General features: G+C 71.6%; 19 protein-coding genes, 1 tRNA gene and 1 pseudogene. 8 read left to right on the top strand and 13 right to left on the bottom strand.

Annotated elements, in window-relative coordinates:
* Nucleotides 1–16: 16 nt before the first annotated feature.
* Nucleotides 17–529 carry a MarR family transcriptional regulator gene (locus AB0F77_RS05050; RefSeq protein ID WP_361941613.1) on the top strand — a complete coding sequence of 171 codons (513 nt, stop codon included), beginning with the start codon at nucleotides 17–19 and terminating at the stop codon, nucleotides 527–529.
* A gap of 319 nt (nucleotides 530–848) precedes the next feature.
* Here AB0F77_RS05050 and AB0F77_RS05045 read toward each other — a convergent pair whose 3' ends face one another.
* Together AB0F77_RS05045 and AB0F77_RS05040 are read right to left on the bottom strand one after the other, a co-directional pair.
* Entirely contained in the window at nucleotides 849–2375 is a 1527-nt protein-coding gene (locus AB0F77_RS05045) for an MFS transporter (RefSeq protein WP_361941610.1), read from the bottom strand.
* A 337-nt stretch (nucleotides 2376–2712) separates the two neighbouring features.
* The gene (locus tag AB0F77_RS05040) at nucleotides 2713–3357 is read right to left on the bottom strand and encodes a TetR/AcrR family transcriptional regulator (RefSeq protein ID WP_361941607.1); all 645 of its coding nucleotides are present in this window, start codon (nucleotides 3355–3357) and stop codon (nucleotides 2713–2715) included.
* A gap of 347 nt (nucleotides 3358–3704) precedes the next feature.
* On the opposite strand from AB0F77_RS05040, the gene AB0F77_RS05035 reads away from it, so the two are divergent.
* Both AB0F77_RS05035 and AB0F77_RS05030 read left to right on the top strand, forming a co-directional pair.
* A complete protein-coding gene (locus AB0F77_RS05035) occupies nucleotides 3705–5003 on the top strand; it encodes a M6 family metalloprotease domain-containing protein (RefSeq protein ID WP_361941604.1) in 1299 nt (432 codons plus the stop codon).
* Between the two features lie 267 nt (nucleotides 5004–5270).
* Nucleotides 5271–5346 (top strand) — tRNA-Arg (locus AB0F77_RS05030).
* Between the two features lie 49 nt (nucleotides 5347–5395).
* Here the strand turns inward: AB0F77_RS05030 and AB0F77_RS05025 are convergent.
* The 6 genes and pseudogenes from AB0F77_RS05025 to AB0F77_RS05000 all read right to left on the bottom strand — a co-directional run.
* Nucleotides 5396–5620, bottom strand: a pseudogene (locus AB0F77_RS05025) (tyrosine-type recombinase/integrase); the annotation flags it as partial.
* A gap of 94 nt (nucleotides 5621–5714) precedes the next feature.
* Nucleotides 5715–6182 (bottom strand): type II toxin-antitoxin system VapC family toxin, encoded by a 468-nt coding sequence (locus AB0F77_RS05020; RefSeq protein WP_361941601.1) that lies wholly within the window; start codon nucleotides 6180–6182, stop codon nucleotides 5715–5717.
* Complete coding sequence (locus tag AB0F77_RS05015; protein WP_361941598.1) at nucleotides 6172–6441, bottom strand: prevent-host-death protein; 270 nt, start codon at nucleotides 6439–6441, stop codon at nucleotides 6172–6174. The genes AB0F77_RS05020 and AB0F77_RS05015 overlap by 11 nt, the downstream gene beginning before the upstream one ends.
* A 137-nt stretch (nucleotides 6442–6578) precedes the next feature.
* The gene (locus tag AB0F77_RS05010; RefSeq protein WP_361941595.1) at nucleotides 6579–7598 is read right to left on the bottom strand and encodes a fatty acid desaturase; all 1020 of its coding nucleotides are present in this window, start codon (nucleotides 7596–7598) and stop codon (nucleotides 6579–6581) included.
* Nucleotides 7599–7822: 224 nt separating this feature from the next.
* Entirely contained in the window at nucleotides 7823–8491 is a 669-nt protein-coding gene (locus tag AB0F77_RS05005; protein ID WP_361941592.1) for a 1,4-alpha-glucan branching protein, read from the bottom strand.
* A 329-nt stretch (nucleotides 8492–8820) separates the two neighbouring features.
* Nucleotides 8821–9675: a GNAT family N-acetyltransferase gene (locus tag AB0F77_RS05000; RefSeq protein WP_361941589.1), complete on the bottom strand. Its 855-nt coding sequence runs from the start codon at nucleotides 9673–9675 to the stop codon at nucleotides 8821–8823.
* Nucleotides 9676–9848: 173 nt separating this feature from the next.
* Between AB0F77_RS05000 and AB0F77_RS04995 the strand changes: the two genes are divergently transcribed.
* Nucleotides 9849–10361: an HNH endonuclease signature motif containing protein gene (locus AB0F77_RS04995; RefSeq protein ID WP_361941586.1), complete on the top strand. Its 513-nt coding sequence runs from the start codon at nucleotides 9849–9851 to the stop codon at nucleotides 10359–10361.
* Nucleotides 10362–10431: 70 nt separating this feature from the next.
* Here the strand turns inward: AB0F77_RS04995 and AB0F77_RS04990 are convergent, their stop codons facing one another.
* Both AB0F77_RS04990 and AB0F77_RS04985 read right to left on the bottom strand, forming a co-directional pair.
* Nucleotides 10432–10968 carry a GNAT family protein gene (locus AB0F77_RS04990; RefSeq protein WP_361941583.1) on the bottom strand — a complete coding sequence of 179 codons (537 nt, stop codon included), beginning with the start codon at nucleotides 10966–10968 and terminating at the stop codon, nucleotides 10432–10434.
* A 68-nt stretch (nucleotides 10969–11036) separates the two neighbouring features.
* Nucleotides 11037–12230 (bottom strand): MFS transporter, encoded by a 1194-nt coding sequence (locus AB0F77_RS04985; RefSeq protein ID WP_361941579.1) that lies wholly within the window; start codon nucleotides 12228–12230, stop codon nucleotides 11037–11039.
* Between the two features lie 318 nt (nucleotides 12231–12548).
* Here AB0F77_RS04985 and AB0F77_RS04980 point away from each other — a divergent pair, with 318 nt between their 5' ends.
* From AB0F77_RS04980 to AB0F77_RS04970, 3 genes are all read left to right on the top strand, one after another.
* The gene (locus tag AB0F77_RS04980; protein WP_361941576.1) at nucleotides 12549–13532 is read left to right on the top strand and encodes an ArsR family transcriptional regulator; all 984 of its coding nucleotides are present in this window, start codon (nucleotides 12549–12551) and stop codon (nucleotides 13530–13532) included.
* Between the two features lie 9 nt (nucleotides 13533–13541).
* A complete protein-coding gene (locus AB0F77_RS04975) occupies nucleotides 13542–14042 on the top strand; it encodes a glutathione peroxidase (protein WP_361941573.1) in 501 nt (166 codons plus the stop codon).
* A gap of 150 nt (nucleotides 14043–14192) precedes the next feature.
* Nucleotides 14193–15041, top strand: coding sequence for a MerR family transcriptional regulator (locus AB0F77_RS04970; protein ID WP_361941570.1), 849 nt, complete (start codon nucleotides 14193–14195; stop codon nucleotides 15039–15041).
* A 174-nt stretch (nucleotides 15042–15215) separates the two neighbouring features.
* Here AB0F77_RS04970 and AB0F77_RS04965 read toward each other — a convergent pair whose 3' ends face one another.
* From AB0F77_RS04965 to AB0F77_RS04955, 3 genes are all read right to left on the bottom strand, one after another.
* Entirely contained in the window at nucleotides 15216–15407 is a 192-nt protein-coding gene (locus AB0F77_RS04965) for a DUF397 domain-containing protein (RefSeq protein WP_361941567.1), read from the bottom strand.
* Nucleotides 15408–15596: 189 nt separating this feature from the next.
* On the bottom strand, nucleotides 15597–16454 hold the full coding sequence (locus AB0F77_RS04960) for a helix-turn-helix transcriptional regulator (protein ID WP_361941564.1): 858 nt from the start codon (nucleotides 16452–16454) through the stop codon (nucleotides 15597–15599).
* A 296-nt stretch (nucleotides 16455–16750) separates the two neighbouring features.
* Nucleotides 16751–17512 (bottom strand): GPP34 family phosphoprotein, encoded by a 762-nt coding sequence (locus AB0F77_RS04955; protein ID WP_361941561.1) that lies wholly within the window; start codon nucleotides 17510–17512, stop codon nucleotides 16751–16753.
* A 243-nt stretch (nucleotides 17513–17755) separates the two neighbouring features.
* On the opposite strand from AB0F77_RS04955, the gene AB0F77_RS04950 reads away from it, so the two are divergent.
* The gene (locus AB0F77_RS04950) at nucleotides 17756–21037 is read left to right on the top strand and encodes a D-alanyl-D-alanine carboxypeptidase (RefSeq protein ID WP_361941558.1); all 3282 of its coding nucleotides are present in this window, start codon (nucleotides 17756–17758) and stop codon (nucleotides 21035–21037) included.
* Nucleotides 21038–21109 lie beyond the last annotated feature (72 nt).

Genomic DNA, 21109 nt, shown 5'->3' with positions numbered 1-21109 from the left:
TCGTACAGTGGGACACATGAACACGGCACCCGACCCCGCCGCCGCACGGCACCGCTGGCTCACCGACGAGGAGCAGCGCGTCTGGCGCGCCTACCTGCACGCCACCACCCTCCTCGAAGACCATCTCGACCGCCAGCTCCAGCGTGACGCGGGCATGCCGCACGTCTACTACGGGCTGCTCGTCGCGCTCGCCGAGGCCCCGCGCCGCCGGCTGCGGATGACCGAGCTGGCCATGAAGGCGAAGATCACCCGCTCCCGTCTCTCGCACGCCATAGCGCGGCTGGAGAAGAACGGCTGGGTGCGCCGCGAGGACTGCCCCTCCGACAAGCGCGGCCAGTTCGCGGTGCTGACCGACGAGGGCTTCGAGGTGCTGCGCAGCACCGCGCCTGGCCATGTGGCCGCCGTGCGCCAGGCCCTGTTCGAACGGCTCACCCCCGAACAGCAGAAGGCCCTCGGCGAGATCATGGAGATCGTCGCCGAGGGCCTCCAGCCCAACGAGGCGGGTGCGGACCTGCCCTGGCTCCGCTGAGCCGCTCACTCAGCGGGCCAGGACAGGCCCCGGGGTGTCGTGCGTACGGGGCGTCCCCTCCTCGCACGCACGACAGGTCTTGCCGTTCGTCCGCCTCTTCAGCGCGTCCGCCTTCTCCGCGGATTCCCGTGCGGTTCTCTCAGCGGATTTCCGTGCGGGTCTCTTCCCGGATCCCCGTACGGATCTCTGTACGGATCTCTGTACGGATCTCTGTACGGATCTCTGTACGGATCTCTCGGCGGACGCGTTCTCTATCGATACGGATACGGCTGTCCCGGTGTCGTTCCTACGTGGATGCCCGGTGCCGGGCGGCCCCGCGTCAGTGGGCGATCACCGGGACGGCCTGCTCGGCCTCGTCCGCGCCCGTGCCCTCGCCCGAGGACACGACGCCGCTGCCGGGGCGGCCGGCGTTGACGAGGGTCAGGGCGATCACCGCGGCGGCGGTGAGGATGCCCACGGCGAACCAGATGGCGCTGCTGTAGCCGTGCACCATGGCCTGGAGCTCGACCAGCTGCCGCTGCGGCGCGGAGGTCGCACCCGTGATGTGGTCCTTGACGTACGAGGTCGTCGCGGACGCGGCGATCGTGTTCAGCAGGGCCGTACCGATCGCGCCGCCCACCTGCTGCGAGGTGTTGACCATCGCGGAGGCGACACCCGCGTCCCGGGGCTGGACGCCCTGGGTGGCCAGGGACATGGCCGGCATGAACGCCGAACCCATGCCGAGGCCGAGCAGGATCATCGCGGGCAGCAGCAGCGTGGCGTAGGAGGAGTCGACCTTCAGCTGGGCCAGCAGCAGCATCGCGAACGCCGCCACCAGGAAGCCGGGGCCCATCAGGCGCCGGGCCGGGACCCGGGTCATCAGCCGGGCGCCGATCTGGGTGGAGCCGGTGATCATGCCGGCCACCATCGGCAGGAACGCGAAGCCGGTCTTGACCGGCGAGTAGCCCTTCACGACCTGGAGGTAGTAGGTGAGGAAGAGGAACAGGCCGAACATGCCGATGATCGCGAGACCCAGCGAGAGGTAGACGCCGCCGCGGTTGCGGTCGGTGATCACGCGCATCGGCAGCAGCGGGGCCTTGACCTTGGACTCGACCAGCACGAACGAGATCAGCAGCACCGCGGACGCCACGAACATCGAGACGGTAAGGACGTCGCCCCAGCCGTCCGACTCGGCGCGGGTGAAGCCGTAGACCAGCGCGACCAGGCCGAGCGTGGACAGGATCACGCCGGGGATGTCGAGCGGGGAGCGGTTGCGGCCGCCCTCGGGCTCACGGATGACGAAGTAGGCGCCGGCCGCGGCGACGATGGCGAACGGCACGTTCACGAAGAACGTCCAGCGCCAGTCGAGGTACTCGGTGAGGAAGCCGCCGAGGATGAGGCCGACGGCGCCGCCGCCACCGGCGATCGCGCCGTAGATGCCGAACGCCTTGGCCCGCTCCTTGGCGTCCGTGAACATCACGGCGAGCAGGGAGAGCGCGGCCGGGGCGAGCAGGGCGCCGAAGACACCCTGGAGCGCGCGGGCGCCGAACATCATCGAGCCGGTGGTGGCGGCACCGCCGAGCGCGGACGCGGCGGCGAAGCCGGCGAGGCCCAGGACGAAGGCGCGCTTACGGCCCCACAGGTCGGCGATACGGCCGCCGAACAGCAGCAGACCGCCGAAGGCGAGGGCGTAGGCCGTGACGACCCACTGCCGGTTGCCGTCGGATATGCCGAGGTCGCGCTGGGCGGAGGGCAGGGCGATGTTCACGATGGTGGCGTCGAGGACCACCATCAGCTGGGCGAGCGCGATGAAGACGAGCGCTTTCCAGCGATTGGCGTCGGGTGCCTTCACGGCTGTTTGAGACATGGGGGTATCCACTTCGGGACTTCGGGATTTCATGGACAGGAGAAAGGGACGGGGCCTGGGAAAAAGACAAAGGTGACGTGACGGGCCGGGATCACGGCTCGTCCGCGTCGACGGCCGTGGGGCTCGTGGGGCTCGTGGGTGTGAGGATCACTCGCCGCGCAGTTGCGTACTCGCCGGTGTGAGTGATGACCGGAGTTCGGCCCCGAACCGATCGGTCAGGCCGGTTCGGGTCGCGTCGGGCTCGTGCTCTGACTGTGGCTGCTTTGGCTGCTGCGGCTGTAACTGTGGCTCTGGCTGTGCCTGTTGCTGCTGCTGTGACTCCGACCGAGTCGTCTGATCAGGCGCGACGCAGATCCTCCATGGTCACGGCCGTGCCGGGCAGGACGGACGGGGCCGGGGCCCTCAACCCGTCCAGGAACAGCTGGAGATGACGGTGGACGAAGCGGTCGGCGCTGAAGCAGGCCGTACCGGCCGGGGGCCGGCTGAGCTGGGCCACGGCGACCATCACGTCCCCGACGCCGACGTCCCGGCGCAGCAGACCGGCCGCCTTGGCGCGGTCCATCAGCTCCTCGACGCTCCGCTCGACACGTTCGCGGGCGACCTCCAGATCGTGGTGGTGCTTGTCGAACGTGGTGGCGAGCATCGGGCACAGCGCGCTGATCCGCTCGTCGGCGGAGACGTGCACGAAGCGCTCCAGTGCGTGGAAGGCGTCGCCGCCGTCCGCGAGGGCCTGTTCCGCCGCCCGCACCGTGCGGTCCAGGACCGAGCACACGACCTCACGGACCAGTGCCTCGCGGTCCGGGAAGTTGCGGTACAGGGTGGCGTTGCCGACGCCGGCGCGGCGGGCGATCTCGTCGAGCGGCACATCGGGGCCGTACTCGACGAACATCTCCCGGGCGGCCCTGACGATCCGCTCCCGGTTGCGCAGGGCGTCGGCGCGCGGCCGGGACGTCTTGCGTCGCACGGGGGTCGCGGTGGTCACGGCGTCCTCCTCGGTCGGTCCGGCCACTGGGCCGGACGGGCTTCCTCGTCGCACTTCTTCACTGTCGTACTTCTTCACTCCGGGCCCGGCCGCTCTCCCGCCGGATCCGCCGCCGACGACGATCCGGGGAGCGGGTCCCCGTTTCGGCCGGACACAGGTTCAAACGGGGAAACGGTCCCCGGTTATTTCCCACCCTTCCGGCGAATTCCTGTGACCTGACTCACACGCGTACCGGCGGGAAACCCCCGTTCGGCTGCTCCGGCGAGCGCCCTCCGCCCCCACGACACAGGGTGAGCGCAAGGGTGCAGCCAGAGACCGGCGGCTGCCGTGGAGCGGGAGGTCCATGCATGCAGCCGCAGCCCGGCAGCCGACGCATACGCCCGCGGCGCGTGGCCACCCTGACCTGCGTGACCGCGCTGACCCTGGCGCTGAGCACCTCGGCCGGGACCGGGCACCTCGTCCCGGGCGCCGCGACCGCCGGCGCCGGCCCCATCGCCGCCCTCTCCCGCGCCGGCGTCCTCGGTCCGTGCCTGATCAACGGCGCCCGCCAGGTCCAGATGACCGAGGGCATCCCCACCCCCGGCGGCTACTCCCGCTCCACCGGCACCGTCCGCGCCCTGACCCTGATGGTCGACTTCTCCGACGCGCCCGGCGAGGGCAGCGCGCTCGACCGCTACCGCGAGTTCTTCCCGCAGACCAGGGACTGGTTCCGCATCGCGTCCTACGGCCGCCTCGACTACCGCGCCGAGACACCGGTCACCCACTGGCTGCGGATGCCGAAGTCGTTCAAGGAGTACGGCATAGAGCGCGGCGCCCCCTTCGACCCCGGCTACCGGCAGCTGGTCCAGGACATCGTGGCCGCCGCCGATCCCGAGGTGGACTTCCGCTCGTACGACCTGCTGAACGTGCTGGTCTCCCCGAACGCCGGGCCCTCCGCCCTGGACACGGTGCTGTCCGTGACGTTCGCCGGCAACAACGAGGCGCCGGTCGCCGACGGGGTGCCCGTGGCCAACGCGTCCTTCGTCTACTCCCGCCAGGACGACGGCTCCGGCTCCTACGCCCAGACCGGCTACCGGGTCCTCCCCCACGAGAACGGGCACGTCTTCGGGCTGCCCGACCTCTACACCCAGCAGGGCGGGGGCGCGGTGGGGCACTGGGACATCATGAGCGAGGACTGGGGTGCCAACAACGACCTGCTCGGCTGGCACAAGTGGAAGCTCGGGTGGCTCGACGCGTCCCAGGTGAGCTGCGCGGCGGCGCGGGGCAGCACGGAGTACGAACTGACGCCGCTGTCCCGTCCCGGCGGCCGCAAGCTGGTCTTCGTCCCCGTCGACACGCGCACGGGGTACGCGCTGGAGCTGCGCACGCGGGGCGGCAACGACGAGACGGTGTGCGGGCCGGGGGTCCTCATCTACAAGGTCGACGCGAACGTCGACACAGGCCAGGGCCCGATCACGGTCTACGACGCCCACCGCGACACGGGCGGCTGCACCCGCAGCCCCAACGTCCAGGCAGAACTCTCGGACGCCCCCTTCACCGACGGCGAGACCTTCAAGGACCCGACCCATGGAATCTCGGTGGAGGTGAAGGAGGTGAAGGGGGCGGGGGCGGACGGGGCCTACACGGCACGGGTGACCCGAAAGTAGCCCGGCACCCTGAAGCGGGCGGCTGACCCGAGATGGGCCGCCGACGCGGAGTAGGACGCCGACGCGAAGCAGGGCGCCGACCCGAAGTTGGAAGCGGACCTGAAGTTGGAAGCGGACCACTGACCGGGAGCAGGCCGCTGACCGAAAGCGGGCCGCGAACGGGCCGCGAACCGCGGCGCTTCTCACCACCCCTACTCCCGACGACCACCCACACCCCGCACCCCCACATCCGGTACGCTGACGCCAGTGACCAACGGGTCACACCCCGCCTTCGTAGCTCAGGGGATAGAGCACCGCTCTCCTAAAGCGGGTGTCGCAGGTTCGAATCCTGCCGGGGGCACCAGCGCAAAGGCCCCGGACCGATCTTGGTCCGGGGCCTTTGGCGTCCACTGCCGGTCCATGTGACTCATGGCTTCGCGCCGGGTGTCCTGCACGACGTGCGTGTACACGTCCATGGTGATGCTGATCTGCAAGTGACCGAGGATCTCGATCACCACACAGGACGCAACTCTGGCCGCAGCGAGGAGGGCGGCGGCGCCGTGACGGGCATCGTGGAGCCGGACGACACGGAGGCTGGCGAACTCGACGAGCTGCGACGTCGCGCGTGATGAGTTCCTCGCGGCCGGCGCGCGTCGGCGTGCTCCTGGTCGTGCTTCACCGCCCCGCCCGCAAGCTGCCGGACCCGGCGCGTGCTCCATGTGCTGAGGTTCGTCAGCTCCCGTGGGGCTCCGTGGGACGGGTGACCGGTACGACGGTGAGGAGGTCGTCGAGCCCTTTGAAGTCGTCAGGGTTGGTGGTGAAGAGGGGAAGGTCCTCGGCCACGGCGATGGCGGCGATCATCAGGTCGGCCACCCGACGGCGCGGCTTGCGGCCGACGCTGATCACCGCCGCGCGGATACGGCCGTAGATGCGGGCTGCTTCGGCATCGAAGGGGATGGGGTCGAACTCGTTTTCGGCACGTTGCAGGACATCGAGCCTGCGGGCGCGTTCCACGTGTTCGTCGTAGCCGCTCTGCTCGTCGTTGCGACGGACTTCGTGCGGACCGGCGGACAACTCGGCCAAGGTGATGGCAGTGATCGCCATTTCGTCCGGCAGTTCCTCGGGAGCCACCCACCGGCGAAGGATCATGATGTTGGTATCGAGGAGCCCCTGCTCGTACGTCGCGCGGTCAGCGGGCATAGGGATCATCCAGATAGGTGTCGGCCGTGGCGTCCTGGTCGGTGCGGAACGCGTCGAGGTCGATACCGGGTGCAGTCCTGGACATCGCGGCGAACTCCTGACGGGAGACGAACCGACGCCGTCGCCGCAAGGGGACGAGCTGACCGATCGGCTGTCCGTCACGGGTGACGGTGAACGACTGGCCGCCCTGTATGGCGTCCATGATCTCTCGGGACCGACTACGCAGATCCCGCTGGGTGATTTCGGGCTGAACGCTCATACCGACCACGGTAGCACCCGGTGCTACACCATGGCACCGCTGACAGTCCATGTCGTCTTCCGCTGCTCTTGCCTCGGAGTCCTCGATCCCGCTCGAGTGTGCGGCAGGTTCTGCAGCAACCTGCCGCACAGGTGGTGTCAGCCCGACGAGCCCTGTGGGCTGCCCGAATTAGGCAGTAGGCGAGGTGTCAGGCGCCCCGGGGTTGGCCAGTGGGGGTCGTGGGCCCAGTGGAGTTTTTCGAAGAGCCAGATCAGGCGGGCCGCCGGGTCCAGTTGGCCCGGGAGGACTCCGTGGCGGGCGCCCGTGGGGTCGGCGTGGTGGGAGTTGTGCCAGCTCTCGCCGAAGGACAGCAGGGCGAGTGGCCAGAAGTTGGTGGCCTTGTCCCGGCTGGCGAAGGGGCGGCTGCCCGCGACGTGGCAGATCGAGTTCACCGACCAGGTGACATGGTGCAGCAGCGCCATCCGGATCACGCCGGCCCAGAAGAACCCGGTCAGCGCGCCCGTCCAGGTGCCGGTGACCAATCCGCCGACCAGCGCCGGGGTCAGGAGCGAGACGGCGGTCAGTGGTCCGAAGAGCCGGCCGATGAGCCGTAGATCGGGGTCGGCCGCGATGTCGGGAGCGAACCTGGCCCGGTTGCTCAGTTCGCGCTTCAGCATCCACCCGACGTGCGCGTGGAGGAGTCCCTTGAGCAGCGCGCGCGTGTCGGTGCCGTAGCGCCAGGGCGAGTGCGGGTCGCCCTCGCGGTCGGCGAAGGCGTGGTGGCGCCGGTGGTTCGCCACCCACTGGACGGGCGAGCCCTCGATCCCCAGCGAACCCGCGACGGCCAGGGCGATCCGCAGGCCCCGCCGTGCCTTGAACGAGCGGTGTGTGAAGAGACGGTGGTAGCCGACGGTGAGGCCGGCCAGGGAGACCACGTAGAACACCACGGCCATGCCGAGGTCCAGCGCGGACAGGCCCCATCCCCACGCGAACGGCACCACGGCGATCAGGGAGACCGGCGGGGCGACGACGAAGATCCACATCGTCACCCCCGCCGCGGCCGTCTGGCGGGTGTCGAGCAGCGGCTTGGGCCCGGCATCGGCTTGATGGTCGGCTTGATGTCCGGCTTGATGGTCGGCGGCGGTGTGGTCGGTACGGTCGACGTCACTCGGGTTCATCGGGTTCATCGGTTCCTCACCATCGCTCAGCCGTTTCGGAGCCGGTGCCGGACCGAGCCGGATCACGCGCCCGTGTGCTGTCGAGCGCGTTCAGCGGTCCACGGCCCACGATCGCACCGGGCGGCATCCGCGCAGGTCGTTGCCGATGTCCAGGGCGTGAACGCCACGGAACCGGACCCACGTGGGCTTCTGGTGAGTGACGACGGCGCCAGCAGTGGGCGTTGTCACGGCCGGACGGTCGAGTGGAGTGTGGCGAACAGGCTGCGGGTTCGGGTGCCGTCCGGCTGCTGCCAGGGGCCCGTGACGTGGGCGGTTGATCCCGGGGGAGCGGTGAGCGGGGTGTCCGGGGTGTTCGGGGTGGGGTTCAGGACTCGGTGCAGGCGGAGGGTCGGGCCGTGGGGTGTGGTCAGGGCCGTGCCCTCTTCGTCGTCCGTGGCGGTGAAGTCCGTGGGGACGGGGTCCCCGCCGGTGAAGGAGACCGTGATCTCCCGGTCGAGGGTGTCGCTGGTGCTCTGGGCCTGGGCCTGTGCCCGTCCCTCCAGCAGGGCCGCCAACTGGGCGACCATCACGGGGTCGTGGCAGGCGTCGTAGGCCCAACGGCGTCCGAGGACCCCGTGCTCCATGGTGCCGACGAGGGCGTGCTCCGCGCCGTCGAGCGGGGCGCCGCGATAGGTGAGGGGGACCAGGTAGGTGACCGGGTGCGCGGCGGAGGCGTCGGTGACCACGAGGAACTCGATCCCGACCTCGCCCTCCGGGTCGTCCAGCCGGAAGCCGCCGGCCTTCGTCAGCTCCGGTTCGCCCCCGCCGCCCCGGTACCAAGGGCGGTTCGGGAGCCAGAAGTTGAGCAGTTCCAGCTTGGTCGGCTTGACGAAGGTGCGGTGGATGACGGCCATGCGGGCGGGTCTCTTCCCCTGGACGGACGCGAGCCCCTCCACCTTCCCATCCCGGGGCTACCACGGGGGCGTTCGGGCAGTCCCACCCGCCGTGGTCGGCCACTTGGGGACGGCTGGGGAACAACGTGCTGGTCGTCGCGGCGGTGCTCGGCATCGTGTGGGGTGCGGTGGACGGCGTGATCTACGACCGGTCGCACCTGTCGGCGTGCGTCACTCCGGTGGTCGGCCGTGGGGCCGTCATGATGGAGGGGTGGACTTCGAGCCGTACCGCGGGGAGCTGGTGGCGTACTGCTACCGGATGCCGGGGGCGTTCGACGAGGCCGTCGGCGTCAGAAGTCGTACTGCGCGAAGTCGGTGACCGGGCGGTAGCCGAGCCGCTGGTAGAGGCCGTTGCTCGTGGGGTTGGCCAGGTCCGTGAAGAGCAGTACGTGCTCCGCGCCCGCGGCCAGCGCGGCGCGGCTCGCCTCGGTCGTCGCGGCGCCCGCGTAACCGCGTCCGCGCAGGTGGACCGGGGTGTAGACCGGTGCCACCCGGATCTGGCCCGCGACCATCGGGGTGCGGCCCGCCATGGAGACGGGGGTGCCGCCCGGGGTCTCCCAGAACGTGACGCCTCCGTCGGCGATGCGCGCGTCGGCCCAGTGGCCGGCGTCCGTGGCGGCGGGCTCTCCGACGGCCGCGGCGAACTCGACGTGCCAGAGCATGAGTCGGTCGCGGTCCCGCTCGTCCGCGACTCGGCTTCGGCCCTCCGGGAGCGGATCCGGCGGGGTGAGCGTGCCGAGGCGGTACAGGCGCTGCCGTTCGTGGAGCGTCGGCGTGGCGCCCGTGTGCCGCTGCCATGCCTCGGCGAAGGCGGTGGCGGTGCCGTGGTCGGCGCCGACGCCCGGGAGGGGGTGGCCGAGGCCGGCCAGACGGGCGGCGAGGGCGTCGGCCTCCTCGGGGGTGAGGGGGGTGAGGCTCAGGTTGCGGGGCGGCGTGCGGAAGCAGGTCGCGCGGACCTCGCCCGCCCGCTCCAGCAGGCCGAAGACGGGGGCTTCCGTGCCGAACGTGTGCAGCCCGCGTGTCCGAAGTGTCTCGGTCACCGTCAGCGGGAGCGTGTGGAGCGAGGGGCGCGAGTGCAGGAAGTCGCCGGCTCGGGCGAGGAAGACGTCGAGGTCGTGGGTGAAATGCCAGTCGTCCGGGCTCATGTCTCATGGTCCCGCGTGGTATTGGCGTACGCCCGTGGTTTTTCGCCCGTCGGCCGTGCGGGGCACGATTGCTTCGGCGCGGGAGGCCACGAAGGGGAACCCGTCGACACCGGGATCGGGATCGGGATCGGGAAGAGAGTGCCGAGGAGGCGTGCGTGGTCGGCGAGGAGCACATGAGCGACGGGGAATCGTCCGCGCCCCGGCGCGGTGACGCCAAGCGGGCCCAGGACCGGCGGCGGCGTGAGCGGGTGCGGGACAAGGGGGGCGCCGGGCGGTACACGGTCGAGGAGATCGGGGAGCGGGACGGCTGGGTCTGTGGGCTGTGCCGGGACGCGGTGGACGGGAACGGGACCTACCGGCATCCGGACCCCCGGTCGCCGAGCGTCGACCACGTCCGCGCCATCGCGGCCGGCGGCGCCGACACTGTCGACAACGTGCGCCTCACGCACTGGGGTTGCAACCACGAGCGCAACGACGGCACTCCGCTCGGGACCGTCGAGGAGGCCGAGTCGCGGCGCGCCGCCCTCCTGCGGGTGCCCGCGCTCCGGGACTACGCCGAGAGCCTCACGCCGGAGGACATGATCCGCCGCTCCCAGGCGCTCCACTCCCCCGAGAGATACCGCGCCAAGCTGGCCCGCCGGGTGGAACGCTACGAACGCGAAGAACGCCGACCGCGCCCGACGTAGGCCAGATGCTGCGCCAGAGCCACTTCCAGCAGGGTCACCCGCAGGCTCTCCCTCGTACGGCCCAGCCCCGTCAGTGGTCCGCTCGCCACTCGGTCGACAGGAGGCCCAGGATCGTCTCGTCCAGGAATTCGCCCTGGACCCAGGCCGCGTGGCGGAGGGTGCCTTCGAGTGTGAAGCCGTTGTGCCGGGCCGCCGCGATCATGGGGGCGTTGTCGGCGAGGGTCTCCACCTGGAGGCGCTGGAGGCCGCGGACCGTGAAGCCGTACACGCACAGGGCGCGGACCACGTCCGTGCCGAGGCCGCGGCCGCGGAACTCGGGCAGGAGGGACAGGCCGAGGTGGGCCGAGCGGTTGTGGGTGTCGACTCCCCACAGCAGGGCGGCCCCAGCCAGCGCCTGGGACTCCAGTTCCACCACCGAGAACTGCGCCACCGTCTCGGACGGCGCGGTCACCGCGAAGGGCGAGTGCGGGGAGCCGGCCGAGATCGGCTGCCAGGGGCGGGAGTCGGTGCGGGCGCGGCCCGCGACGTCGTCGTGGAGCGCGGCGTGCAGCACCGGTACGTCCACCTCGTGACGGGCGCGCAGCCCGACCTTCTGCCCACGGATCATGTCGCATGGGTATCGCACCCCGGGCGACGGGATCAAACGGTTTGCCCTTGCGGGTCGTCCAGCACGTCTCAGGCCCCGCGCGGTGCCGGAGCCGGCGCGGGGCGTGGAGTTCGGCGGTCCGCCCACGCCAGGGTCAGTGTCACCGTGAGTGACGCGCCCGCCATCGCCGTCATCGCCGTCGCGGGCGAGGTGAACTGGGCCACCGTGCCCGCCAGCGCCGCGCTCACGCCTTGCAGGGTGAGCATGCCCGCCGAGTGCAACCCGAGGGCGTGGCCGCTGAGTTCGTCGGGGGTGAGGGCCATCAGCCGCTCCTGCTGGACCAGGCTCGCGCCGAACCCGACGGAGGCGAGGGTCGCGCACGCCGCCGCGAGGGGTGTCGCCGGGTGCAGGAAGAAGGTCAGGTACGGCGCCGCCAGCAGCACCAGCAGCGGTGTCGCGAGCCGCGTGCGCACCCGGGCCGGCACGAACCGGCCGAGGGTCAGGTCCCCGGCGAACATGCCCAGCGCCCCGCAGGCGAACAGCGTGCCCGCGGCGCCAGGGTCGTACGACACGTAGAGGGACTCGCAGCCGACGACGAGGCCGTTGGGCAGCCACAGGCCGAGATAGGTGAGGCGGCGCGGGCGGTCGGACCACAGGAGGGCGTTGGTGCGCCGGGTCACCGCGACCGAGGGCCGGCCGGTGGCGCGCGGCGGGCGGGCGGTGAGGCCGAACCGTGCGACGGCGGCGGCCGCGAGGTGGAGCGCCGCCGCCAGCAGCAGCGCGACCCGCGGGGACACGACGGTCAGCAGGACGCCGCCGAGCGCGAACCCCGCGATCTGGGTCAGTCCGGCGAGCATGTTGAACACCGAACGCCCCAGCAGATAACCCTCCTTGACCAGGATCTCGGTGAGCAGCCCCCAGCGGACCCCGCCGCCGAGCGAGGAGACCAGGCCGAGGGCGACGACGATCCCGAGGAGCGCGCCGACCGGCAGTCCGGGCGCGGCCAGCAGCGCCGTGCCGGCCGCGAAGGACAGCGAGATCCCGGCCAGCGCGGCCCTCGGCGGCAGCCGGTCGGCGCCGGACAGGAACAGGGTCGCGCCGAGCACCTGGGCGAGCGAGGGGCCGAACATGCTCAGCGCGGACAGCAACGGCGACTGTGTCGCCCGGTACACGAGGGTGGCGAGGGCGAGTCCGCCGAGGGTCCCGGCGGCGGTCTGGAACGCGGAGGCGAGGAAGAGCGGGGTGAACTCCGGGGTGCGGAAGAGGTCGCGGTAGCTGCGCATGCGGGGAGTCTCGGGGCGGGCGGCGGCCGGCGTTATTGTTTCGCGCGCACGCGAAACCCTGGCCGGGCGGCGGGGGGACGGGCAGGTTGGTGGGCGGCCTGCGGCACCGTCGTACGTCCGTCGCGGGGGTGCCTGTGCGTCCGTGGCCGTCACGAGCGGGCGGGCGGGCGTCCGTGGCGGCACCCAGGGGGCGTACGGGCCGTGCCAGGGGCGCAGGAGGGTGCACGAGGGGTGCGCGCCCTTCTCGTCGCCACAGGGCGCGCACAGGGGCGTGTACGACCGTCACGTCGTCCGTCGTCACGTCGTCCGGGGGAGCTCATGGGCTGGTGGGAGGTCGACGCCGACACGCTCGCGCGCAGCCGGTTCGTGTTGTCGCCGCTCGCCGAGACCTTCGCGAGCCTGAAGCTGCTGCACGCAGGGGCGGGCGCGCACCCCGGGGAGACCGGCTGGCTGCGCGCGCATCTGCCCGGCTACCGGGCCCGGTTGGCGGCGGACCCGGTGACCGCGCTGCTGGTGCGCTCCGGGCTCGGCAGGGAGTGGATCGCCGACTTCCTCACGCCTCCGCCCCGGGACGGCGAGACCTTCGCCGAGGAGGTGGCCCGGGTCCGGACGACCGTCCCGGCGGAGGCGCGCGCCCATCTGCGGACGTCCCTCGCGGGCGCGCTCCCGGCCGCCCTGGACCGCGACGATCTGCCCGAACGGGCCGCCGCGCTCCTTCAGTTCGTGTGGGAGGAGACCGTACGTCCGTACTGGACCCGGCGCCGCCATGTGCTGGAGGCCGACGTGGTCGCGCGGACGGCGCGGATGGGCCGGGGCGGCTGGGCGGCGGCGCTGGACACGCTGCGGCCGGGGCGCACCCGCTGGCTGGGCGGGAACCGGCTCCAGGTGAACCTGCACGCGTATCCGCCCCGCGAGATCGCCGGGGCGGAGCTGGTGTTCGTGCCGGTGACACCGCAGCAGGGGTGGGTGTCCTGGAAGGAGGGGGACCGGTACGCGGTGATCTATCCGTGCGCCGGGGCGCTGACCGGCGCGGACGACCCCGGGGTGCCCGCGAGTCTGGGGGCGCTGCTCGGGACGGCGCGGGCCCGGGTGCTGGTGCTGCTGGGCTCCCCCATGAGCACGTCCCAGGTGACGGCGGTGACCGGGCAGGGGCTGGGCTCGGTCGGCCGGCATCTGAGGGTGCTGCGGGAGGCCGGTCTGGTGGCGGGGCGGCGCGCGGGACGCTCGGTGCTGTACGCGCGGACGGCGGCCGGGCAGGTCCTGGTGGAGGCCGGGCACCACGACGACATGTACCGGAGTTAGCATCCGCTTATGACTACTGACAACGGCTCCGTGCTCGACGTCGAGATCGATGCCCTCCAGGGCGGTTCCGCGGACCTGCCGCAGTACGCGGGCAAGGCCGTGCTCATCGTGAACGTGGCCTCCAAGTGCGGCCTCACCCCCCAGTACAGCGGTCTGGAGCGCCTCCACGAGCGCTACGCCGCCCAGGGCTTCACCGTGCTCGGCGTGCCCTGCAACCAGTTCCTGGGCCAGGAGCCCGGCAGCGCAGACGAAATCGCCGAGTTCTGCTCCGCGACGTACGGCGTGACCTTCCCGATGACCGAGAAGGTCGAGGTGAACGGGGAGGGCCGGCACACGCTGTACGAGCGTCTGGTGGGCGTCGCCGACGCCGAGGGCCACACCGGGGACATCCGCTGGAACTTCGAGAAGTTCCTCGTCGGCCGGGACGGCACGGTCCTCGGCCGGTTCTCCCCGCAGACCGAGCCGGAGTCGGCGGAGGTCGTGAAGGCAGTGGAGGGCGCCCTCGCCTGACCGCGGGAGCACCTGACCACGGAAGCACCACCACGGGAGCACCTGTCCGCCGGAACGCCTGATCGCGGCGGGGGGTTGACCCTGCCCCTGGGACAGGGTCGACCGTCCTCGTGACCGGGCGACGGACGCCCGGCGACGGAGGACGGCGGCGTGGACGACGAACTGCTCACCATCGGCGTGTTCGCCGCGCGGGCCCGGCTGTCGGCCAAGGCCCTGCGGCTGTACGACCGGCTGGGGCTGCTGCCCCCGGCGCACGTCGACGCGGTGAGCGGCTACCGCCGCTACCGCGCCGACCAGGTCGAGCGGGCCCGGCTGGTGGCGCTGCTGCGGCAGTTGGACATGCCGCTCGCGCTGATCGCCGAGGTGGTCGGCGCGGGCGGGGCCGAGGCCGCGGACCGGGTCGCCGCCTACTGGGCGGACGTGGAGACGCGGGTCGCGGGACAGCGGACGCTCGCCGAGTACCTCCGTGGACGGCTGTCGGGGAGGAGCTCCGAGATGTACGGGAAGTTCGTGGTCGAGACGGTGGACGTGCCCGAGCGGGTGGTGGTCACCGAGACCCGGCACACGCTGGCGGACGAGTTGCCGGCCTGGATCGGCGGGTCGTTGTGCCGGCTGGAGACGGCGGCGCGGGAGTGCGGGGGCGTGGCGGCGGCGCCGTTCGTCGTCTACCACTCCGAGGTGTCCATGGAGAGCGACGGCCCCGCGGAGGCGTGTGTGCCCGTCGTGGACGCGGCGGCGGCCCGGGAGTGGGCGGCGCGGGCCGGGCGGGCCCGGAACACGGCCGTACGGGTGGAGCCGGCGCAGAGGCTGGCGTACACCCGGATCACCAAGGCGCAGGTGGCCCATCCGCAGATCCTGGCGGCGTTCGAGGCGGTGGAGCAGTGGCTGGCGGCCGAGGGGCTGGAGCCGGCGGGTCCGTGCCGCGAGGTCTACTTCGCGGACTGGGACGCGGCGGGCCCCGGGGACGCAGTGTGCGACGTGGCGTTCCCCGTGCGCTGAGCCGGGGCCGTGCGCCGAGACACGGCGGACACCGGACCACGGTCGGACACCGGACCACGGTCGGGCGCCGAGACAGGGTTGAGCCCTCTCGGCTAGGACGGCGGCTGGTCGAGAGGGCTCGTGGTGGTGCTGTTGAGTTGTCTAGTGACGGTGGTCAAGGACGGAGTTGCCCCCTTACGCCTTGACCGAAGCCACGAAGGCGTTCCACGCGTCGGCGGGGAAGGCCAGGACCGGGCCCTCGGTGACCTTGGAGTCGCGTACGGCGAGGTCCGTGGTCGCGGGCGACTTGACCTCCACGCAGGCTCCGTTCCCTGCGGAATAGGAGGACTTCGTCCACGTCTCCGTGGCGCCCTGAAGCAGTGCCATGTCCACTCCTGTTGCGAGTTGCTGTAGTGCGATTCACGCCAGCCCAGTTGAACGGTTGGCGTGATCGACGCTACTCGGCAACTTCCCTTTCCGGAGCAGCTGTTCACTCGTGTGGATGGCATATTCCAGGGGAGGCTTCCCCTGGAACGGGACATCGGTGTACGATCCGGCGCTTCATCTGACGAAGCGTCAGCGTGCGTACCCCTTCGCCACATCCGAGATGAACTGTCTGGATTGTTCGACATTGAGGGACTGTGCCCGCAGATGTTCGTACATCACCGCGTACCGCTGGACGTCGTGCGCCTTCTCCAGGTACAGGTCGCTGGTGACGCCCTCCAGATAGACCACGCTCGAATCCGCGGCGTCGGCGAACTCCAGGATCGCGTACTGCCCGTTGAGCCCCGGATGCGCCCCCACCTCGAACGGCAGGACCTGCACGGTGACGTGGGGCAGCTGGGACATCTCGATGAGGTGCTCCAGCTGTTCCCGCATCACCAGTTCGCTGCCCACGACCCGGCGCAGGGCGGCCTCGTCCAGCACGACCCACAGCCGAAGGGGGTTGTGCTCGGCGGTGATACGTTCCTGTCGGCGCATGCGCACCTGGACGCGCTTGTCGATGTCGCCGGACGAGGTCTCCGGCAACGCCCCCTGCACCAGGGCCTCCGCGTACGCGCGGGTCTGCAACAGGCCGGTGACGAGCTGGGGTTCGTACACGCGCAGCGACTCGGCGTCCGTCTCCAGACCGATGTAGACGCTGTACGGGATGTCCCCGAACGCGTGCCACCAGCCCTGCTGGCGGGAGTCGCGGGCCATCTCCATCAGCGAGTCGACGACCCGCTGGTCCTCGACCTCGTACACCCCGCACAGGTCGCGCACGTCGCGCTGGCTGATGCTCCTGCGGCCGTTCTCCAGCCGGCTGATCTTCGACTGCGAGACCAGCAGCCGCTCGGCGACCTCCTCGGCCGTCATGCCCTTGAGCTCACGGAGCCTGCGCAGCTCCTGGCCCAGGCGGCGTCGCCTGACAGTGGGATTGACATTGGACGCCACGGGACGCGCACCTCCGGCTGACTGCCCGTACCTGTTGTACCTGGCACTTTGCGTATCTGCTGCTGAGCAGATTGCCACCAAGGTCCTTACTACCGCTGGGAAACGGCGGATATGCGGCGCGTACGCGTCAGTTCAAGGCGCAAACAGCCGAGCGGGGCGGTGGAACCGGGTCTCCCCGGCCCCACCGCCCCGCTCTGACCAGCGGCTCCCGTACCGGTCTTGGGGACTGTAGGTGCGGCGGTGCGGTCGTACGGTCGTGCGGTCTTCAACTGCGGTGCTGCCGGTACCGCCCGTGGTCAGTGGACCGCGGCGCGTGCCATCGATCCGTGCCTCGGCTGCATCGGCACGCCCCTGGCGGGTTCCGGTGGCCGGGGGCCCGGACCGGTCGGACGACCGGCCGTGGCCGGGGCCGCCGGACCGCGGCGCGGCTGTACCACCGCGCCGTTCTGGACGTCCATCACGGCGTGCGCCACGAGGCCGCCCATCGGGTCGTGCCTGATCAGGTCCCGCAGCCTGGACCGTGAGGAGCGTCCCTCATTGCCCGGGTACAGGTGCTTGCCGAGGCCGACGGCGTGCGCCAGCGCGGCGAGCGCCGCGGTCCGCGGGTCCGGCGGTACGCCGGTGCGGATCGCGGAATCCAGCCTCGACCGGATCTCCCTGCTGATGGCGGTGTCCGTCGCCTGGTACCGCGTCGTCGGCAGCACCCCGCACATCTGGCCCGGCACGGCGTGCACCATGCCGCACCGCTCCAGATGCGAGAGGTAGGTCTGGCGGAGCCCCAGGCGTGGCCCGCCGATCCAGTGAACGGCCCGCACCGGAGCGCCACGCCTTCGCAGCAACTCCAACGCGCAGTCCAAAGTCGGATCTCCAGTCGGCCGTGGCACGACCACGGCGATACGATCCCCGTCTGGGGCTATCCGTCCGGCCAGCGCCAGCTCCACTAGCTGTGCTCCGGCCAGACCGAGGTCGAGCGACTGCGGCTGCGCAGTGGTACCCGTGGTCGGGTCCAATGCCAGCAACAGAAGCTCCTCCGGAAGTGTTCTGCGGCTCCTGCCCATCCATGCCTCCCCGCGTGGATGAATGACAGGGTGACCCCTCTCACATTGGTCTGTCGAGGGTGCGTGACCGGTTCGTAAGGGAACCGGTAGGTATGTCGTTCTCGTCTACCGCAGTGGTCAAGCCCGCACACAGGACACTGGGACATGCTTCGGACAGCGTCGGGGAGGCGTTGTCGGGGCGGCCTCGGCGGGTTCGGCAGGTTCGACGGACGGCAGGGCAGACGCACGGAGGACGTGCGGCACATGGAGGAGGCATCGGTGGCGGGCGAGTCCCCCGACAGGTCGAAGCAGCGCGAGTCGTCGGCGGAACCGACGCCGGGGGGCGGGGCGGCGGTTCCCGAGGCCCGTGAATCCCGGCGCGGGGGCGAGAACGGGGACGGGGGTGCCGGGGGCGGTGCCGGGGACACGAGGACGCGTGTGCTGACGTCCCGGGGTCCGGGCGCGTCCGCGTCCGCGGATTCGGCGGAACCGGGGGAACCGGGGGAGGAATCCCGTCTGCGGGCCGTGGTGGCGGCGTGGGTACGGCCCGGAGAGCCTGGTGGGCCCGGAGAGCCGGGTGACGGCGACGGTGCGGCCGAGGGAACCTCGGAGGGTGGTACGGGCGTCGTAGCCAAGGCTGAGGCCGCTTCCGGGGGCCCGGGGGGCGTCGGTGACGGTGCGGGAGCCGCGGGGGACGAGGATGCCGGTGCCCGTACGGGTGCGGGGGCGTCGTCCTCCGGTACGCCGGGCGAGCCTGAGCAGAGCACTGACCGACCGACCGACTCCAGCCCGAAGCAGGACACCATCTCCGCGACAGACACGACTCCCGGCGCAGCGAAGACCGACGGCCCGGAGACCGACGCCAGCACGAGCACGGACACCGAGGCGAGCGCCGGGTCCGGCACGAAGACGACCAGTTCGGGTGAGCCGGACACGCGTTCCGAGAAGGCCGGGGCGGACACCGGTTCGAAGGGTGACGGTGCGAAGGCGGGTGACAGGCCGAAGGCCGCCGACCCGAGGCTGAGCCTGGGCGGCCCTCGCCCGAAGCGGGGCGACTCCGACGAGGCCGGCGCGCGAGGTGACGACGACTCGAAGCGGGACGCTGCGGCGAAGGACAGCACCGGTCTGAAGGGTGACGGAGCCTCAACAGCCGACGCCACCCCCAGGAGTGACGCCCCGACGGCCCCAAAGGTTGACGCCGCCGCACCGAAGGACACCGACGGCTCCGCGACCGAGGCCGCCGCGAGGAAGAACACGACCCCGAAGCCGGACGGCACCACCGACCCGAGGGGCGGCGACGCCGGGGCGAAGGGTGACGCCGACTCGGTGGAGGACTCCGCCCCCGCGTCCGGCACCGGCCCGAAGGGAGGCGGCAACTCCAAGGGGGGAGCTGGCTCGCAGGGGGACACCACCTCCAAGCCCGGGGCCGCCCCGGCGGAAGACGCCGGCCTCAAGACCGGCGCGGCCCCCACGGGCGATGCCGAGTCCAAGGCCGACGCCGACGCGAAGGGCAGCGGCGCTGCCTCCAAGACGGGCGCCGGATCGAACGGAAACGCCATCCCGAAGCCCGGCACGGGCTCGAAGGGCGGCGACGCCGGGGCGTCCAAGGCCGGAGACGGCCCGGTGGACGACGCCCGCGCCAAGGGCGACGCCGACCCGGCGAAGAGCTCCGCCCCCGCGTCCGGCACCGAAGCGGAGGGACGCGGCAACCCCAAGAGCGGATCCCGCTCGCAGGGCAACGCGGACACCAAGACCGGCACGGGTCCGAAGGGCGACGGCAGCTCGCAGGCCGACACCGAACCCAAGGACGACGCCACACCCACTCCCGGCACCGCCACCAAGGGCGGAACCACCCCCGCTTCCGGCTCAGGTCCGAAGGGCGGCGCCTCGCCTGCCCCCGGCACCGACCCCAGGGACGGCGCCGCGTCCACGGCCGACGCCCGCCCCAAGGGCGGAGCCGACGCCGAGTCCGGCACCGGCCCGAAGGGCGGCGCCACGCCCGCCCCCGGCACCAGCCCCAAGGGAGGCGCTGGAGCGAAGGGGGATGGTGGCTCCAAGAGGGGTGCCGATTCGAAGGGTGGGGGTGTTGATCAGCCCACTGCCATGCTCAAGGCTCCTCGGCCTGTTGTCGATCAGCCGACCACCACGCTGAAGGTCGGGGGGAAGAAGCCCGCGGCGCCTGCGGAGGAGTCCGAGCGGACCAGCAGGTTCGTCGCGCTGAAGCCCCTCGACGACCCCACGCGGACCACCCAGCAGCCGCTGCCGCCCAAGCCGCCGCTGGATCTGCTCGCGGAGCTGACCAACACTCCCCCGCCCCCGCAGACCCCGATCCGCACGCTCGTCCGGCGGGTCAAGATCTGGACCCCGCTGGTCCTCCTGCTGGTGGTCGTCTTCGCGGTCGTACAGTCCCTGCGCCCGATCCCGAAGCCCGCGCTCGACCTCACCGCGCAGGACACGTACACCTTCGACGGCGCCGAGGTGGACGTCCCGTGGCCGGCCCAGGGCCAGGCCGCGCTCGACGTCCAGGGCGTCGGCTCGTTCGGCTCCTCCGGCGACCAGAAGCCCGTGCCGATCGCGAGCGTCGCCAAGGTGATGACGGCGTACGTCATCCTGCGCGACCACCCCCTCAAGAGCGGCGCCGACGGGCCGAAGATAAAGATCGACCAGGCCGCCCAGGACCAGTCGAAGGCCGGCCAGGAGTCCACCGTGGACGTCACGGCCGGTGACGCGCTCACCCAGCGCGAGGCCCTGGAGGGCATCCTCATCGCCTCGGCCAACAACGTGGCCCGGCTGCTGGCCCGCTGGGACGCCGGCTCGGAGAAGTCGTTCGTCACGAAGATGAACGCCACCGCCAAGAGCCTCGGCATGACGAACACGACGTACACCGACCCCTCCGGCCTGACCGACTCGACGGTGAGCACGGCCGTGGACCAGGTGAAGCTCGCCAAGGCCGCGATGGAGCAGCCCGCCTTCCGCGAGGTCGCGGCGATGATGTCGTACGACGACTACAAGGGCGTCAACCACCCCAACTGGAACCAGCTCGTCGGCCACAACGACGTCGTCGGCATCAAGACCGGCACCACCACCTCCGCCCTGGGCAACCTCGTCTTCGCGGCGAAGAAGGACGCGGGCGGCCAGACCCACCGCATCGTCGGCGCGGTGCTGCGCCAGCCCGCGGGCGGCCCGGAGAACACCATCCTGAGCGCGGCCCTGTCCGGCGGCGACAAGCTCATCCGGGCGGCGCAGGGCGCGCTGCGCACGGCGACGATCCTGAAGAAGGGCGCGGTCGTCGGCTACGTGGACGACGGGCTCGGGGGCCGTACCCCGGTCGTCGCCACGAAGGACGTCACCGCCGTCGGCTGGTCCGGGCTGAAGGTGAAGCTGTCGTTCACCGCGGACGACGTGCCGCACACCGCGAAGGCGGGCACCAAGGTGGGCGCACTCACCGTGGGTGACGGTTCGGGCGGCGCGGTGCAGGTGCCGGTGGCGCTCGGACAGGATCTCGCCGAACCGGGCTTCACGGACAAACTGACACGTCTGGGCTGAGCCGCGCCCCATGGTCCGCCACCGCACCCCGTCGGGGGGCACCCACCCGGGAGCCCCGCGGCGGGGTGCGTG

The organism is Streptomyces sp. NPDC026672, from assembly GCF_040638185.1.
Classification (GTDB): Bacteria; Actinomycetota; Actinomycetes; order Streptomycetales; family Streptomycetaceae; genus Streptomyces.
The sequence above is the reverse complement of the archived record's forward strand: the minus strand, read 5'-3'. Positions and strand labels throughout refer to the sequence as shown.

Bases quoted from the DNA above. Each gene is read 5' to 3' on its own strand.
- AB0F77_RS05050 (WP_361941613.1), top strand. From the start codon at position 17: ATGAACACGGCACCCGACCCCGCCGCCGCACGGCACCGCTGGCTCACC.
- AB0F77_RS05045 (WP_361941610.1), bottom strand. From the start codon at position 2,375: ATGTCTCAAACAGCCGTGAAGGCACCCGACGCCAATCGCTGGAAAGCG.
- AB0F77_RS05035 (WP_361941604.1), top strand. From the start codon at position 3,705: ATGCAGCCGCAGCCCGGCAGCCGACGCATACGCCCGCGGCGCGTGGCC.
- AB0F77_RS05020 (WP_361941601.1), bottom strand. From the start codon at position 6,182: ATGCCCGCTGACCGCGCGACGTACGAGCAGGGGCTCCTCGATACCAAC.
- AB0F77_RS05015 (WP_361941598.1), bottom strand. From the start codon at position 6,441: ATGAGCGTTCAGCCCGAAATCACCCAGCGGGATCTGCGTAGTCGGTCC.
- AB0F77_RS05010 (WP_361941595.1), bottom strand. From the start codon at position 7,598: ATGAACCCGAGTGACGTCGACCGTACCGACCACACCGCCGCCGACCAT.
- AB0F77_RS05005 (WP_361941592.1), bottom strand. From the start codon at position 8,491: ATGGCCGTCATCCACCGCACCTTCGTCAAGCCGACCAAGCTGGAACTG.
- AB0F77_RS05000 (WP_361941589.1), bottom strand. From the start codon at position 9,675: ATGAGCCCGGACGACTGGCATTTCACCCACGACCTCGACGTCTTCCTC.
- AB0F77_RS04995 (WP_361941586.1), top strand. From the start codon at position 9,849: ATGAGCGACGGGGAATCGTCCGCGCCCCGGCGCGGTGACGCCAAGCGG.
- AB0F77_RS04990 (WP_361941583.1), bottom strand. From the start codon at position 10,968: ATGATCCGTGGGCAGAAGGTCGGGCTGCGCGCCCGTCACGAGGTGGAC.
- AB0F77_RS04985 (WP_361941579.1), bottom strand. From the start codon at position 12,230: ATGCGCAGCTACCGCGACCTCTTCCGCACCCCGGAGTTCACCCCGCTC.
- AB0F77_RS04980 (WP_361941576.1), top strand. From the start codon at position 12,549: ATGGGCTGGTGGGAGGTCGACGCCGACACGCTCGCGCGCAGCCGGTTC.
- AB0F77_RS04975 (WP_361941573.1), top strand. From the start codon at position 13,542: ATGACTACTGACAACGGCTCCGTGCTCGACGTCGAGATCGATGCCCTC.
- AB0F77_RS04965 (WP_361941567.1), bottom strand. From the start codon at position 15,407: ATGGCACTGCTTCAGGGCGCCACGGAGACGTGGACGAAGTCCTCCTAT.
- AB0F77_RS04955 (WP_361941561.1), bottom strand. From the start codon at position 17,512: ATGGGCAGGAGCCGCAGAACACTTCCGGAGGAGCTTCTGTTGCTGGCA.
- AB0F77_RS04950 (WP_361941558.1), top strand. From the start codon at position 17,756: ATGGAGGAGGCATCGGTGGCGGGCGAGTCCCCCGACAGGTCGAAGCAG.